This window comes from Bradyrhizobium amphicarpaeae, from assembly GCF_002266435.3.
GTDB lineage: Bacteria > Pseudomonadota > Alphaproteobacteria > Rhizobiales > Xanthobacteraceae > Bradyrhizobium > Bradyrhizobium amphicarpaeae.
The window spans coordinates 121,312-134,430 of the sequence record NZ_CP029426.2 but is presented as its reverse complement, the minus strand read 5'-3'; the positions used below and the strand labels follow the sequence as shown (position 1 = coordinate 134,430).

The following is a 13,119-nucleotide window of genomic DNA, read 5'->3' as shown; positions in this document are numbered from 1 at the left end:
CGAGGGAAGAAGGGCGCGGATGGCGGGGACGTAGGCGAGCAAAGCGACGCCGTTCTTCGAACGGCTATGCCCGGCCATGACGGCGGAGAGAGAGGCGCTCTCACACGCCCATGCGCTGAAACTGCCCCGCCGGGCGGAAACGCCAGAGATATTGCGGAGCGATCGCTTCCAGCGAATCGGGGGTGATACCGAGTCCTTCCAGCGTCAGCCCGGCGGCCTTCGCCGCCTCCGACACGACGTTGTCGCGCTCCAGCAGCGTGACCTGGTCCGGCGTCAGCTTGAACGCGCCCGGCGCGAATTGCAGGAAGGCGGCCTTGAAGCGGGCGAGGCCGAACGGCAGCGGAATCAGCATCCGCTCGCGGTCGGTAATCTCCAGAATAGCCTCGATGATCTCGCGCATGGTCAGCACTTCCGCGCCGCCCAGCTCGTAAGTCGCGCCCGCCTTGGCCTTGCCGTCGACCGCGTCCGCGATCGCGGTGGCGACGTCACCGACATAGACCGGCTGCATCTTGGTCTCGCCGCCGATCAGCGGCAGCACCGGCGACATCCGGGCCAGCGCGGCAAAGCGGTTGGTGAACTGGTCCTCGGGCCCGAAAATCACGGAGGGGCGGAAGATCGTGGCCGAGGGCACCGCAGCCGATACCGCGGCTTCGCCGGCCGCCTTGGCCCTGGCGTAGCGCGAGGGCGATTCGGCGTCGGCCCCGATCGCCGAGACATGCACCAGGCGGGCCCCGGCGGCCGCAGCCGCCTTGGCGACCGTCTCGGCGCCCTTGGCCTGGACGCTGTCAAAGGTCTGGGCGCCGCCCTCGGCGAGGATGCCGACCAGATTGATCACGACATGCGAATCACGCAGCGCCGCCTCGACCGAGGCCGGATAGCGCAGATTCGCCTGCACGGTGTGGACCTGTCCGACCTTGCCGGAGGGCTGGAGGTAGCCGGCCAGTTCCGGCCGCCGCACGGCGACCCGGACCCGGTAATCCCGCTTGCACAGGGCGCGGACGACATTCCGGCCCAAAAACCCCGATCCGCCGAAAACCGTGACGAGAGTTTCCAGATTCGATGCCATGGGAGCCGTTCCTGCGGAAAAGAGTGCGTCGTGTCAGGCTTGTATCGGGCCGGTTTGCGATGCGCAATCGGCATCCCGAACCGGCCTTGAAGCATGAATTGACAACGGCGTCACCGAACCGTAGTAACCGCCTCCGTGCCCCAAACGGCATGCCCAGGTGGTGGAATTGGTAGACGCGCTGGCTTCAGGTGCCAGTGGCTTAACGGCCGTGAAGGTTCGAGTCCTTTCCTGGGCACCATTTTAGGTCGGCACGATCGCTTATCGGCGGTTGCCCAAGAAGCCCTAATCCTCCGGAAAGAGCAGCGGCTCATAGTTTCGCGCGCCGTGAAGGACGTGGATCACTTCGATCGCATCGTTGCCAACTCGATAGAAAATCAAATAGCTGCCGAACGGACGCCGACGAATACCTTTATGTTCGTAGCGCGGGCGGATAGCTGCGCGGCGCGTCGGCAAGAGAATCGCACTTTTCACGCAGTCCGCGGATGAGTGTGAGTGCGCTTGGTAGACTTTGCTGGGCGACGTACGCCGCGATATCTTCAAGGTCTCTTTCGGCTTCCGCAGTGACGACGACGATCACGAGCGGTTGGCCTTGCCGGCCAATTTCGCTTCCAGTCGGTCAAAAACCTCGGAACTAGGCCTCATCCGGCCTGCCTCAGCGTCATCGAGCCCGCGAGCAATCGCGGCGTCTAATACGGCCAGCCGTGCCTCGCGCTCCTGGATGAGCCGCACACCCTCGCGCAGCACCTCGCTCTTCGAGTGATAGCGGCCGGACGCAACCAATTTTATCACAAAGTTTTCAAGGGCTTCGCCCAAATCTGCACTGACCGCCATCCGCTGCTCCGAAACCTAAGTGATCAATAACTATTATTGGCTGTTGTTTGCATCCAAGGGGAAATTCCGTGGCGCCCCGTCCCCCACACCCGCTTCCCCATCCATTCCGCCACCGCTTTCTGAACGAAAATGCATCGCGACCAGATGCGCGTCGACCGGCTCCATGGCGAAGGCGATGGCGACGATCAACACGATGTCGATCGCTCGTCTGGACGATACGGATCGCAGGCGACTGGAGGCGGATGGCTTGGTCAGTCGCTCAGGCAAGCGCTACGCGCCGACAGCCGTTGCCCGGATCCCAGGTGAGCCATGAACGACGTCCACCACGCTCGCGGCCGAAGCCGTCGTCGCTATGTGGAAAACGGTCGGCAAAGCTGATGACCCCGAGCGCCTCAGAGGTCTCAGTGCTCGTTGACCGCAGCGCCGAGCTTGATCAGGCTCAGCGCGTGGTTTGCGGTCTCGCGCAGGCGGCAGTAGTTCGCGTCGCCCTTGTACATGCCGGGCTCGACTTTGTCGAAGACGGCGCAGAAGCGATCACGCGACGCGGCGAAAGTTTTCTGGGATTCCTCGACCGCCTTGATGACGTCGGTGAACCCGCCGGCCTTGACCTTTTTTAGCGCGTCACTGGTTTTCTGCGTCCAAACGGCGAGTTCACGCGCCGCGCAGGCTTTCCATTTGGCGACGTCGTCATTCGCGCCGTCCGCCGCTTTGATGCAGGGGTCGGCGACGAGCCCGACGCATGCGCCGCCGAAACCGCCGGTTTTCTCCGCGGTCTTCAGGCAGGCATCGATCACTGCAAGGTCGGCTGGCGCGGCGCCTTGCGCGAAAGCCATCGATGCGAGCGGGAGGCTTGCGGCGAGCACCGCGGCGGCAAGTTTGAGCTTCATTGGAGATCTCCGTTCGGCGCGTCGAAGATTCGAAACGCAAGACCACTGCGGCAAATGAAGCTTTCGACCGATAGGTGATACATGCAACTTGGTCATCGAAGGCCCAGCGTTGGTTCACCTGAATGTGGAATAGGACTGGATCTGCCTTGGATCTCCCTTGGATCGAGAGAGATGGCAGCTCACGCTGCGCGCGCGGGACAGGTAGCAGTGGACCGGTCCCCCCTCACACCACCCGCTTCCCCGCCCGCTCCGCCACCGCCTTCTGCACGAAATACATCATCGCCAGCGTGACGATCGTCGTGGTGACGACGACGTAGCCGATCCGGTCGAAATGGAGCAGCGAGCCGTCGGGCGCTTGCGCGATGATCGCGCCGGCGAGCACCGAGCCGAGACCGCCGGAGAGCTGCTGCAGCGAGGCGCTGACCGCGCTGAACGAGCCGCGCTGGTCGGGATCGGGGATTGCCGACATCAGCGCCTGCGACGGGATCATGCGCGAGAAGATGCCGACGAACATCAGCACGTTGACGAGGATCGCGGTCGCGAGCGAGACGTGGCCGAGATGGGTGTAGATCAGCACCATGACGATGGTCATCACGCAGCCGAACACGAAGGTCGGGTACTTGCCGAAGGCGTCGCTGGCGCGGCCGACCAGCGGGCCGGTGACGATGCTGAACAGGCCGGAGACGAGATAGATGATCGGCAAATGCGCCATGTCGATGCCGACATTGTTCACGGTGAAGGCGCTGGAATACGGCATGATCATGTAGCCGCCGGTCGCGAGCAACGTCGTGACCGCGAAAGCCAGCGTATAGCGCGGCTCACCAACCGTCGCGATCAGATGATGGAACGGGTTCCGGTCCTGCTTCAGTTTCAGATGCGCGTCGACCGGCTCCATGGCGAAGGCGATGACGGCAATCGTCCCGATCGACAGGCCGACGATTGCAAAGAAGCAGACGTGCCAACTCCAGTGATTGGCGAGATACAATCCGGCCGGAACGCCCAGCACCTGGCTCGCGGCGAACGCGGTCTGGATGAATCCCATCACGCGGCCGCGCATTTGCAACGGAAACAGGTCGGTCACGATGGCAAGCACGACCGAACCGATCACGCCGCCGAACAATCCGGTCACGATCCTGCCGAGCAAGAGCACGTGGTAAGTCTGCGCCATGGCGCAGAGCAGGGTGCCGAGCGTGAAGCCGACATAGAAGAACAGCAGCAGGCGCTTGCGGTCGAAGCGGTCGGCAAAGCCGGCGGCGAGGATGCCCGATAGTCCCGCGCTGAACGCGTAGGCCGACACCGCGACACCGAATTGCCCGGCGGTGATCTCGAGCGAAGGCATCAGGATGGCGCCGAGCGGCGACATGATGATGAAATCGAGAATGATCGTGAACTGTGCGAACGCGAGCAGCGCAATGAGGAGAACCTGGTAGCGCGAGAAGCCGCGCTGGCGTTGTGATGGATCGTCGATCGGCGCGGCGAGCGTCTGGTCGGTCATTGGCACCTGGTGCAGGGTGAGGGGCGGTGGGGAAGTTGGCAGATGGGGTCGGTGAGCGCGAATTTCACCGGGCGCCTGGCGCAGAATGTGCGGGAATAACAGGCCCGCTCGGTGCTGTGTGATCCCGGCAACAGTCGGCAGACCCACCGATTAAGCCGCCTTTAGCGAATGCCCCCTAGGCTCGCGACCGTCCATTTTCCTGCTTCCCGGCGGGATGCCCGGTCATTTGCGGCAAGTCAGAGCGTTTTCGGATGGAGCAGCCTGCCCGGCAGTACGGTTCCGGCGCGTCGAGCACTTCGGCGGCTGCGCGGACTCTGCTCATCGATCTCGAAGGCGGCCTGTTGCGGTCCGAGCTGCTGATGGAGGCGCTGTTCTCCAGCCCCGGCCGCGTGCTGGCCCGCTTCGGTGCGGGCGGACGACCGGGCATGGCGGCGCTCTGCGATATCCTGGCGAAAGCCGAGATCGACACCGCCCGTCTGCCTTACGATTCCGACGTGCTGAACCAGGCGCTGGCGGCGCGGGCGCGCGGCGAGAAGATCTATCTGGTCGCCGACCGTTTCGGCGATCATGCAGCGTCCATCGCCGCGCATCTCGGCTTCGACGGCGTGGTTGCGCCGGTCGATCTCGCCGCTGGCGAGCTTCCCTTCGATCGCGATGGCACCACGCGCATCGGCGCGCATAGCCGCGGCCGTGCCGGCCTCAAGACCTGGGCGAAAGCGCTTCGCGTCTATCAATACGCCAAGAACACGCTGGTGTTCGTGCCTGTCATCACCGCGCATCAGCTCAACCTTGCCAGCTTCGGCTCGGCGCTGCTGGCGTTCCTGGCGTTCTCGGCCTGTGCGTCGGGCGCCTATCTGATGAACGATCTGCTCGATCTCGCGGCCGACCGGCAGCATCCGACCAAGCGTCACCGCGCGCTGGCGTCGGGCGATTTGCCGATCTCCTCGGCGCTGATGGCGATCCCGGTATTGTGGCTGTTCGCGGTCGCAGCCTCCCTCTGCATCTCGCCGCTGTTCCTCGCCGTGCTCGGCGCCTACCTCGCCACGACCATCGCCTATTCGCTCGTGCTCAAGCGCAAGATGCTGGTCGACATCGTCACGCTCGCCGGGCTCTACACGCTGCGCATCGTCGCCGGCGCGGTCGGCGTCGGCGTGGTGCTTTCGGAATGGCTGCTGATCTTCTCGCTGTTCGTGTTCACCTCGCTGGCGCTGATCAAGCGCTTCAGCGAGCTCAGCATGCGCGAGAGTGCCGGCTTGGCCGATCCCTCCAACCGCGACTATCGCGTCACCGACCTGCACGTCATCGGCGCGCTGGCGGCGGCGAGCGCGATGAACGCGGTGACCGTGTTCTCGCTCTACGTCTCCTCGTCCGCCGTGACGCCGCTCTACAGCCGTCCCTGGATGCTGTGGCTGCTCAATCCGCTGCTGCTGTACTGGTTCGGCCGCGCCCTGATGATGGCGCATCGCCGCGAGATGCCCGATGATCCGATCCTGTACGCCTTCCGCGACGGCCCCAGCCGCATTGCGGTTGCGGCGATGATCTGCATCATGCTGGCGGCGATCTGAGCGAAGCCCGTGCTTGCGCGGCCCGCCGGCAATGGCTACATCGCGGGCAATCCGAATTAGATATTGTGACGACGTAACCGATTCGACCCGAGGTTTTGAAACGCCATGACCGTACGCCTGCATCGCGGCGACCTGCCCGACCTGTCCCGCTACACCGGAGCGGTGGCGATCGACACCGAAACCATGGGGCTGAACCCGCACCGCGACCGGCTCTGCGTGGTGCAGCTCTCGCCCGGCGACGGCAGCGCCGACGTGGTGCAGATCCCCAAGGGGCACACCGACGCGCCGAACCTGAAGGCGCTGCTGGCCAATCCCGCCAACACCAAGATCTTCCACTTCGCGCGGTTCGACGTCGCGGTGCTGTACCAGACCTTCGGCGTCATGACCGGCCCGATTTATTGCACCAAGATTGCCTCCCGCCTGATCCGCACCTACACCGACCGCCACGGCCTGAAAGACCTCGTGCGCGAGGTGCTCAATGTCGATCTCTCGAAGCAGCAGCAGTCCAGCGATTGGGGGTCCGACAGCCTGACCGAGCCGCAGCTTGCTTACGCCGCCTCCGACGTGCTGCACCTGCATGCCCTGCGCGAGCGGCTCGATGCCATGCTGGTGCGGGAAGGCCGCACCGCGCTGGCCAAAGCCTGTTTCGACTTCCTGCCCACCCGTGCCCTGCTCGACCTTCAGGGCTGGGAGGAGGAGGACATTTTCGCGCACTCCTGAGGCCATCTGGAGGGAGTTGCCGCCCCGTTTCGGACACTTTCGTAACGGCCTGTCGCCAGCTGCATATCTTGCCGGCGCCGGGTACAATGCACCGTCGACCCGAACAGGCTTAGCAGGCACCCTGGAGCTCAGGTGAATTCGGCCCACAATCCCACCTACGACGCCGCGCTTGCGGCGAAGTTTGCCAGCGCGGCGCGCCACAGCCGCCTAGTGCGGATTCTGCGGGTCTCGGTGCCGGCGACGGTGGTCATGGCGATGGCCGTGATCATCTACATCGCGTTCTTCAACAAGTTCAGGATCCCCGAGCTGCCGCTCACCGTCGAGAACATGGTGGTGTCGGGCACCAAGATCACGATGGAATCGCCGCATCTGTCCGGCTTCACCCCGGACCAGCGGCCCTACGAGCTCTGGGCCAAGACCGCGACACAGGACGTCACCGACCCCGACCATGTCGATCTCAAGGACCTGCGCGCCAAGGTGCTGATGGAGGACCAATCGACCCTGTTCCTCGATGCCCGCACCGGCCGCTTCAACAACAAGCAGCAGCAGCTCGATCTGCACAAGGACATCTTCCTGCGCACCTCCACCGGCTACGAGGCGCGACTGAACTCCGCGTTCGTCGACATGAACAAGGGCACGGTCTCCTCGGACGAGCGCGTCGACGTCAAGCTGACCAACGGCACGCTGACCGCGGACAAACTGCGCATTACCGAAGGCGGCGACGTCATCCGCTTCGAAGGCAATGTGGTGATGCATCTGGACAAGCTGGATGACCCTGCCGCTGCGCAGCCTGCAGCGGTCGAGCCTGCGCCGGCGGTGCCGTCGGCCAAGTCAAAGAACAAATCTGCCAATTCAAAGTGATTTTCATGATCAGGTCTTTTCCGCGCAACCACACGCGCAATGTCATCGTCGGTGCGGCGGCACTCGCCGCCACTGTCGCGCTTGCTGCAGCCGGCGCCGCATTTGCGCAGAGCACGATGCAGGGCGTGCCCAACGCGATGCAGGGCTTCTCGCAGAACCGCGATCAGCCGATCCAGATCGAAGCCGCCTCGCTCGAGATGCGCGACAAGAAGAAGGAGGCGACCTTCGCCGGCAATGTGAAGGTCATCCAGGGCGACACCACCATGACCTCGAAGACGCTGGTGGTGTTCTACGAATCGGGCGGCGACAAGCCCGCCACGCCGCAGCCTGCGGCCAAGGCGACCAAGAACAGTGGGACCGGCGCCCCGATGCAGTCGGCGCAGCCGGGCCCCGGCGGCAGTTCCTCGATCAAGCGCCTGGAGGCGCGCGGCAACGTCGTGGTGACCCAGAAGGACCAGGTGGTGACGGGCGAGACCGCCGTGTTCGACACCAAGACCAATCTCATCACCATGCTGGGCGGTGGGGGTCAGGTGGTTCTGACGCAGTGCAAGAACGTGCTGCGCGGCGACCGTCTGATGGTCGATATGACGACGGGCGTGTCGCGGGTGGAATCCGACAACGGCCGGGTTCAGGCCCTGCTGCCGCAGGGCGGCGGCAATGATTGCGGTTCAGGCAAACCTGGCGGGGCGCCGCCTTTGCAATTGCCTGGCGCAACTAAACCGAAATGAATTCAACAGCTTGGTTCGAATGCTCCCGAACCGAGGTTGAAGCTTGGCCGGTGAGACTGTATCTAGCGCGCAGGATATCCGTTCGGTCTTTCGAAGCGGGGTCCGCCGCTTTTCGGGCGTGTTTCACTGGGCATGAGACATCCCTTCACCCATGCTGCATCGGCGAATCGAATGGCCGGTGCGGCAAGTCGCGCGAATTCGCGCGGGATCGTCGCGCAGGATCGTCGCGAAAGGCTTAGAAGGCGGGGATGGTCGATCTCTTCAGCATGTTCCGTCGGCGCCCCGCCAAGCGCGGCCGGCCAGGATTTGCGCGCCAAAACACCCGGCAGGACATCACCGCGCTCGGTGACGGCGTCGGCGGGCTCGTGCCCAGCCCTGTCAGGGATACGCCGCCGTTGGCCCGGGACCAGACGATCCATGCGCCCAATCAGTTCCAGGGTGACTATCAAGGTGATTATCAAACCGAGGCGCCGCGTCCGCAGGCCGTCCACCCGCTGAGGGGCACCACCAAATCGAATGGCGCCGGCGGGCCGCAGCTTCTGAAGCGGCCGGGTTTCCTGGCTGTGCATAGCGTGGAAAAGTCATTCGGCAGCCGCCAGGTGGTGCGCGGCGTCAGCATCTATGTGCGCCGCGGCGAAGCCGTCGGCCTGCTCGGTCCGAACGGCGCCGGCAAGACCACCGTGTTCTACATGATCACGGGCCTGATCAAGGCCGATCGCGGTGCCATCGAGCTCGACGGCCACGACGTCACGAAACTCCCGATGTATCAGCGCGCGCGGCTCGGTATCGGCTATCTGCCGCAGGAAGCCTCAATCTTCCGCGGCCTCACCGTCGAGCAGAACATCCGCGCCGTGCTCGAAGTGGTCGAGCCCTCGCGCAAGAAGCGCGAGCAGCAGCTCGATTCGCTGCTCGACGAGTTCAACATCACCCGGCTGCGCAAATCGCCGTCGATCGCGCTGTCGGGCGGCGAGCGGCGCCGCGTCGAGATCGCACGTGCGCTGGCAACGCGTCCGAACTACATGCTGCTCGACGAGCCCTTCGCGGGCATCGACCCGATCGCGGTCGGCGACATCCAGGATCTGGTCCGCCATCTCACCAATCGCGGCATCGGGGTTCTCATCACCGACCACAATGTCCGCGAGACGCTCGGCCTTACCGATCGCGCCTACATCGTCTATGCCGGTGAAATATTGACCGAGGGGAGCCCGGATGAGATCGTCGCCGATCCGGATGTTCGCCGCCTTTACCTTGGCGAGGAATTCCGCCTCTAGCCCGTTTTTGCGTTTCGTCAAGGCGTGTACATCGGTCTCGGACTAGGATAAGCAAAAATCGGACCAATTTTTTGGGAACGGTTCTTGCTTCATGGCGCTCACGCAGAGATTAGAGTTCCGTCAATCGCAGTCGCTGGTCATGACGCCGCAGTTGATGCAGGCGATCAAGCTGCTGCAATTGTCCAATCTCGATCTCACGACCTTCGTGGAAGAGGAACTCGAGCGGAACCCGCTGCTGGAGCGGGCCAACGACGAGGCCCCCGCGGGCGAGGCCCCGGCCGAGGCCGGCCAGTACGGCGATAACGACGATTTCGGTGGCAGCCACAGCGACGAGCCGGGCGGCGGTCCGGGCGAGGCGTTCGAGCCGGGCCAGGAAGAATGGATGAGCAAGGATCTCGGCACCCGCGCCGAGATCGAGCAGACCCTGGACACGGGCCTGGACAACGTCTTCTCCGAGGAGCCGGCCGAGGCGGCGGCGCGCAACGCCCAGGACGCCGCGCCGACCACTTATACGGAATGGGGCGGCGGCGCCTCGGGTGACGAAGACTACAATCTCGAAGCCTTTGTCGCAGCCGAGACAACGCTCGGCGACCATCTCGCCGAGCAGCTCTCGGTGGCCTTCACCGGCCCCGCCCAGCGGATGATCGGCCAGTACCTGATCGACCTCGTCGATGAGGCCGGCTATCTGCCGGCCGATCTCGGCCAGGCCGCCGAGCGCCTCGGCGCGACGCAGGCCGACGTCGAGGGCGTCCTTGCCGTGCTGCAAAAATTCGACCCGCCCGGCGTCTGCGCGCGCAATCTGAGCGAATGCCTGGCGATCCAGCTCCGCGAGCTCGATCGCTATGACCCCGCGATGCAGGCGCTGGTCGAGCATCTCGATCTCCTGGCCAAGCGCGACATCGTGGCGCTGCGCAAGCTTTGCGGCGTCGACGACGAGGACATCGCCGACATGATCGGCGAGATCCGCCGCCTCAATCCCAAGCCCGGCATGAAGTTCGGCTCGGCGCGTCTGCAGACCATGGTGCCGGACGTCTATGTCCGCCCGGGTCCCGACGGCGGCTGGCATGTCGAGCTCAACAGCGACACCTTGCCGCGCGTCTTGGTCAACCAGACCTACTATTCCCAGCTGTCGAAGAAGATCGGCAAGGACGGCGACAAGTCCTACTTCACCGACGCGCTGCAGAACGCGACCTGGCTGGTGCGCGCGCTCGACCAGCGCGCCCGCACCATCCTGAAAGTCGCAACCGAGATCGTGCGTCAGCAGGACGGCTTCTTCACCCACGGCGTGGCGCATCTGCGGCCGCTCAATCTGAAGGCCGTTGCCGACGCCATCCAGATGCACGAATCCACGGTGTCGCGTGTCACCGCCAACAAATACATGGCGACCAATCGCGGCACCTTCGAGCTGAAATATTTCTTCACGGCGTCGATCGCCTCGGCCGACGGTGGCGAGGCGCATTCCGCGGAAGCCGTGCGTCACCACATCAAGCAGCTGATCGATTCGGAGGAGCCCGCGGCAATCCTGTCCGACGACACCATCGTGGAACGCTTGCGCGCCTCGGGCATTGATATCGCCCGCCGCACGGTCGCGAAATACCGCGAAGCGATGCGCATTCCTTCCTCGGTGCAACGTCGCCGCGACAAACAGAGCGCTCTTGGTAACGTTCTCTCGACCGCATTGTCCGATCGCTCCCGCAACACCGAACCGGCCTGATTGCGCTGGCGCGAAATCGCGCTACTCTCCCCTCATTCGCGACCGATCCAATCTTGGCAAGCAAACCAAGCGAGGTATCACATGACTCTTCGGATTTCGGGCAAGAGCGTCAGTGTCGGCGAGGCCCTGCGCGGCCGCGTGACCGACCGGACTGAAGAGGTCCTGCGCAAATATTTCGACGGCAATTATTCCGGCCACATCACGCTCAGCAAGGACGGCTTCGGCTTCCGTACCGACTGCGCGCTGCATTTGGATTCCGGCATCACGCTGGAAGCCGATTCGAACGCGGCGGATGCCTATGCCAGCGCCGACCAGGCGCTCGTGATGATCGAGAAGCGCCTCAAGCGCTACAAGAGCCGTCTCAAGGACCGGTCGGCCCGCAAGGCCCATGTCGCCTCCGCTGCGCTCGCCGCCATGGACGCCACCGCATACGTGCTGGAGGCGCCGGGTGAGGGCGAGGATGAGGATGAGGTCACCGGCTACAGCCCGGTCATCATCGCCGAATCGACCACCTCGCTGAAGCCGCTGTCGGTCAGCGAGGCCGTCATGGAACTCGACCTGAGCGGGGCGCCCTGCCTGGTCTTTCAGCATGGCTCCAGCGGCCGGGTGAACATCATTTACCGTCGGGCTGACGGCAATGTCGGCTGGATCGACCCGCCTGGTGCGAAACCGGACGGCAAGGCGGGCAGCTAGGCGAAACCGCAAGCCCCCGTAGGATCCCCAGGCCTTAACAATGCCCGTGGCAAAGCCGCACGCGGGAGTTGGCACCGGGATTGCGTTGGAGTAGAAGCGCCCCACATCAGGATCGGGGCTAAGTCCCCTTCCTGCTTCACCTTCTCGCGCCGGCCCGGCGTGGTTTGTCTCCAGGCCGGCCATTTCGGAACCTGACGGTTTAATTCACCTCGGAAACCCTCCATGCCGATTACCGATCTGGTCGCACCCGAGGCGATTCTCCCGGCATTGAAGGTCAACAGCAAGAAGCAGGCCTTGCAGGAGCTCGCGGCCAAGGCCGCCGAGCTGACCGGGCAGAACGAGCGCTCGGTGTTCGAGGTGCTGCTGCAGCGGGAGAAGCTCGGTACCACCGCGGTCGGCTACGGCGTCGCCATCCCCCACGGCAAGCTGCCCAAGCTCGAGAAGATCTTCGGCCTGTTCGCGCGGCTCGATCGTCCGATCGATTTCGAGGCGATGGATGGCCAGCCGGTCGATCTCGTCTTCCTGCTGCTCGCCCCCGAAGGCGCCGGCGCCGACCACCTCAAGGCGCTCGCCCGCATCGCCCGCCTGCTGCGCGACCAGGACATCGCCAAGAAGCTCCGCGCCTCGCGCGACGCCCAGGCGATCTATTCGGTACTGGCGCTGCCGCCGGCGACCGCAGCCTGATCATCTGCAATTTGCACTCGTGCCCCGGACGCGGCGCAGCAACGCTTGCGCGTTGCAGCTTGTCCGGGACACGAGCGTTGAGCTCGCCGGAGCCTCCCACTCCGTCATTGCGAAGAGCGCAGCGACGAAGCAATCCAGAATCTCTCCGCGGAAAGATTCTGGATTGCTTCGCTTCGCCCGCAATGACGCGGAGAGTACAGCGATCCATCACTCAAAATAAAAACGGGCACGCCTTCGCGCGAAGGCATGCCCGCTTGAAACTCTATTCGTTCGAAGCTTGCGTGCTCAGTGCACGCTCACCGCTTGCAGCTCGTTGCTCCAGGCATTGGCGACTGCGGCTTCGCGGCTGTCGGTCAGCATGATCGGCGTGCCGTCGGCGGCGTGGAGCGCGAAGAGCTTGAGGCCCGGCGCGATTTTCGGCGCTTCGGGAAACAGGCCCGGCACGTCTTCCGAGCGGATCTGCCTCACATAGGCGATATGGCCTTCGCCCAGGGTTGCCAGCGTCTCCGGAGAGACATTCTTGGCTTCGTATTCGAACGCAACGTGACCTTCACTCATGGTCTCGACTCCTCTGGAACACTAAGCGGTCGAGTCCGCTACTCGT

General features: G+C 64.2%; 16 protein-coding genes and 1 tRNA gene. 9 read left to right on the top strand and 8 right to left on the bottom strand.

What is annotated here, in order from left to right; genetic code table 11:
• Window positions 1-100 precede the first annotated feature (100 nt).
• The gene (locus CIT40_RS00615) at window positions 101-1,066 is read right to left on the bottom strand and encodes a complex I NDUFA9 subunit family protein (protein WP_094894150.1); all 966 of its coding nucleotides are present in this window, start codon (window positions 1,064-1,066) and stop codon (window positions 101-103) included.
• A 151-nt stretch (window positions 1,067-1,217) separates the two neighbouring features.
• On the opposite strand from CIT40_RS00615, the gene CIT40_RS00610 reads away from it, so the two are divergent.
• Window positions 1,218-1,304, top strand: a tRNA-Leu gene (locus CIT40_RS00610).
• Window positions 1,305-1,348: 44 nt separating this feature from the next.
• On the opposite strand, the gene CIT40_RS00605 is transcribed toward CIT40_RS00610, so the two are convergent.
• The 6 genes from CIT40_RS00605 to CIT40_RS00580 all read right to left on the bottom strand — a co-directional run bounded on the left by CIT40_RS00605 (window position 1,349) and on the right by CIT40_RS00580 (window position 4,279).
• Entirely contained in the window at window positions 1,349-1,537 is a 189-nt protein-coding gene (locus CIT40_RS00605) for a type II toxin-antitoxin system RelE/ParE family toxin (protein WP_334265234.1), read from the bottom strand.
• Complete coding sequence (locus CIT40_RS00600; RefSeq protein WP_334265233.1) at window positions 1,476-1,643, bottom strand: type II toxin-antitoxin system RelE/ParE family toxin; 168 nt, start codon at window positions 1,641-1,643, stop codon at window positions 1,476-1,478. Before CIT40_RS00600 ends, CIT40_RS00605 begins: the two co-directional genes overlap by 62 nt.
• Entirely contained in the window at window positions 1,640-1,897 is a 258-nt protein-coding gene (locus CIT40_RS00595) for a type II toxin-antitoxin system ParD family antitoxin (protein WP_094894152.1), read from the bottom strand. Before CIT40_RS00595 ends, CIT40_RS00600 begins: the two co-directional genes overlap by 4 nt.
• A 33-nt stretch (window positions 1,898-1,930) precedes the next feature.
• Window positions 1,931-2,089: a hypothetical protein gene (locus CIT40_RS00590; RefSeq protein WP_155526007.1), complete on the bottom strand. Its 159-nt coding sequence runs from the start codon at window positions 2,087-2,089 to the stop codon at window positions 1,931-1,933.
• A gap of 209 nt (window positions 2,090-2,298) precedes the next feature.
• Window positions 2,299-2,880: a lysozyme inhibitor LprI family protein gene (locus tag CIT40_RS00585; RefSeq protein WP_244611887.1), complete on the bottom strand. Its 582-nt coding sequence runs from the start codon at window positions 2,878-2,880 to the stop codon at window positions 2,299-2,301.
• Between the two features lie 127 nt (window positions 2,881-3,007).
• A complete protein-coding gene (locus CIT40_RS00580; RefSeq protein ID WP_094894158.1) occupies window positions 3,008-4,279 on the bottom strand; it encodes an MFS transporter in 1,272 nt (423 codons plus the stop codon).
• 251 nt (window positions 4,280-4,530) lie between these two features.
• Between CIT40_RS00580 and CIT40_RS00575 the strand changes: the two genes are divergently transcribed.
• From CIT40_RS00575 to ptsN, 8 genes are all read left to right on the top strand, one after another.
• Window positions 4,531-5,844, top strand: a complete 1,314-nt coding sequence (locus CIT40_RS00575; RefSeq protein WP_094894160.1) for a UbiA family prenyltransferase — start codon at window positions 4,531-4,533, stop codon at window positions 5,842-5,844.
• Window positions 5,845-5,949: 105 nt separating this feature from the next.
• Complete coding sequence (locus tag CIT40_RS00570) at window positions 5,950-6,564, top strand: ribonuclease D (RefSeq protein WP_094894162.1); 615 nt, start codon at window positions 5,950-5,952, stop codon at window positions 6,562-6,564.
• A gap of 132 nt (window positions 6,565-6,696) precedes the next feature.
• Complete coding sequence (gene lptC, locus CIT40_RS00565; RefSeq protein ID WP_094894165.1) at window positions 6,697-7,425, top strand: LPS export ABC transporter periplasmic protein LptC; 729 nt, start codon at window positions 6,697-6,699, stop codon at window positions 7,423-7,425.
• Between the two features lie 5 nt (window positions 7,426-7,430).
• A complete protein-coding gene (locus tag CIT40_RS00560) occupies window positions 7,431-8,153 on the top strand; it encodes an LptA/OstA family protein (protein ID WP_162307797.1) in 723 nt (240 codons plus the stop codon).
• Between the two features lie 248 nt (window positions 8,154-8,401).
• Window positions 8,402-9,424: an LPS export ABC transporter ATP-binding protein gene (gene lptB, locus CIT40_RS00555; RefSeq protein WP_094894170.1), complete on the top strand. Its 1,023-nt coding sequence runs from the start codon at window positions 8,402-8,404 to the stop codon at window positions 9,422-9,424.
• A gap of 91 nt (window positions 9,425-9,515) precedes the next feature.
• The gene (gene rpoN / locus CIT40_RS00550; RefSeq protein WP_094894172.1) at window positions 9,516-11,138 is read left to right on the top strand and encodes an RNA polymerase factor sigma-54; all 1,623 of its coding nucleotides are present in this window, start codon (window positions 9,516-9,518) and stop codon (window positions 11,136-11,138) included.
• A gap of 81 nt (window positions 11,139-11,219) precedes the next feature.
• On the top strand, window positions 11,220-11,831 hold the full coding sequence (gene hpf / locus CIT40_RS00545; protein ID WP_094894175.1) for a ribosome hibernation-promoting factor, HPF/YfiA family: 612 nt from the start codon (window positions 11,220-11,222) through the stop codon (window positions 11,829-11,831).
• Window positions 11,832-12,053: 222 nt separating this feature from the next.
• The gene (ptsN, locus tag CIT40_RS00540; protein ID WP_008141251.1) at window positions 12,054-12,515 is read left to right on the top strand and encodes a PTS IIA-like nitrogen regulatory protein PtsN; all 462 of its coding nucleotides are present in this window, start codon (window positions 12,054-12,056) and stop codon (window positions 12,513-12,515) included.
• Window positions 12,516-12,800: 285 nt separating this feature from the next.
• Here the strand turns inward: ptsN and CIT40_RS00535 are convergent, their stop codons facing one another.
• Window positions 12,801-13,073, bottom strand: coding sequence for a BQ00720 family protein (locus CIT40_RS00535; protein WP_094894178.1), 273 nt, complete (start codon window positions 13,071-13,073; stop codon window positions 12,801-12,803).
• Between the last annotated feature and the right edge of the window lie 46 nt (window positions 13,074-13,119).

What these genes read in the sequence shown, in the direction of transcription:
- CIT40_RS00570 (WP_094894162.1), top strand. Translation starts at nt 5,950, where the DNA reads ATGACCGTACGCCTGCATCGCGGCGACCTGCCCGACCTGTCCCGCTAC.
- CIT40_RS00580 (WP_094894158.1), bottom strand. Translation starts at nt 4,279, where the DNA reads ATGACCGACCAGACGCTCGCCGCGCCGATCGACGATCCATCACAACGC.
- ptsN (WP_008141251.1), top strand. Translation starts at nt 12,054, where the DNA reads ATGCCGATTACCGATCTGGTCGCACCCGAGGCGATTCTCCCGGCATTG.
- CIT40_RS00535 (WP_094894178.1), bottom strand. Translation starts at nt 13,073, where the DNA reads ATGAGTGAAGGTCACGTTGCGTTCGAATACGAAGCCAAGAATGTCTCT.
- CIT40_RS00595 (WP_094894152.1), bottom strand. Translation starts at nt 1,897, where the DNA reads ATGGCGGTCAGTGCAGATTTGGGCGAAGCCCTTGAAAACTTTGTGATA.
- CIT40_RS00575 (WP_094894160.1), top strand. Translation starts at nt 4,531, where the DNA reads ATGGAGCAGCCTGCCCGGCAGTACGGTTCCGGCGCGTCGAGCACTTCG.
- lptB (WP_094894170.1), top strand. Translation starts at nt 8,402, where the DNA reads ATGGTCGATCTCTTCAGCATGTTCCGTCGGCGCCCCGCCAAGCGCGGC.
- CIT40_RS00615 (WP_094894150.1), bottom strand. Translation starts at nt 1,066, where the DNA reads ATGGCATCGAATCTGGAAACTCTCGTCACGGTTTTCGGCGGATCGGGG.
- hpf (WP_094894175.1), top strand. Translation starts at nt 11,220, where the DNA reads ATGACTCTTCGGATTTCGGGCAAGAGCGTCAGTGTCGGCGAGGCCCTG.
- rpoN (WP_094894172.1), top strand. Translation starts at nt 9,516, where the DNA reads ATGGCGCTCACGCAGAGATTAGAGTTCCGTCAATCGCAGTCGCTGGTC.
- CIT40_RS00560 (WP_162307797.1), top strand. Translation starts at nt 7,431, where the DNA reads ATGATCAGGTCTTTTCCGCGCAACCACACGCGCAATGTCATCGTCGGT.
- CIT40_RS00585 (WP_244611887.1), bottom strand. Translation starts at nt 2,880, where the DNA reads ATGACCAAGTTGCATGTATCACCTATCGGTCGAAAGCTTCATTTGCCG.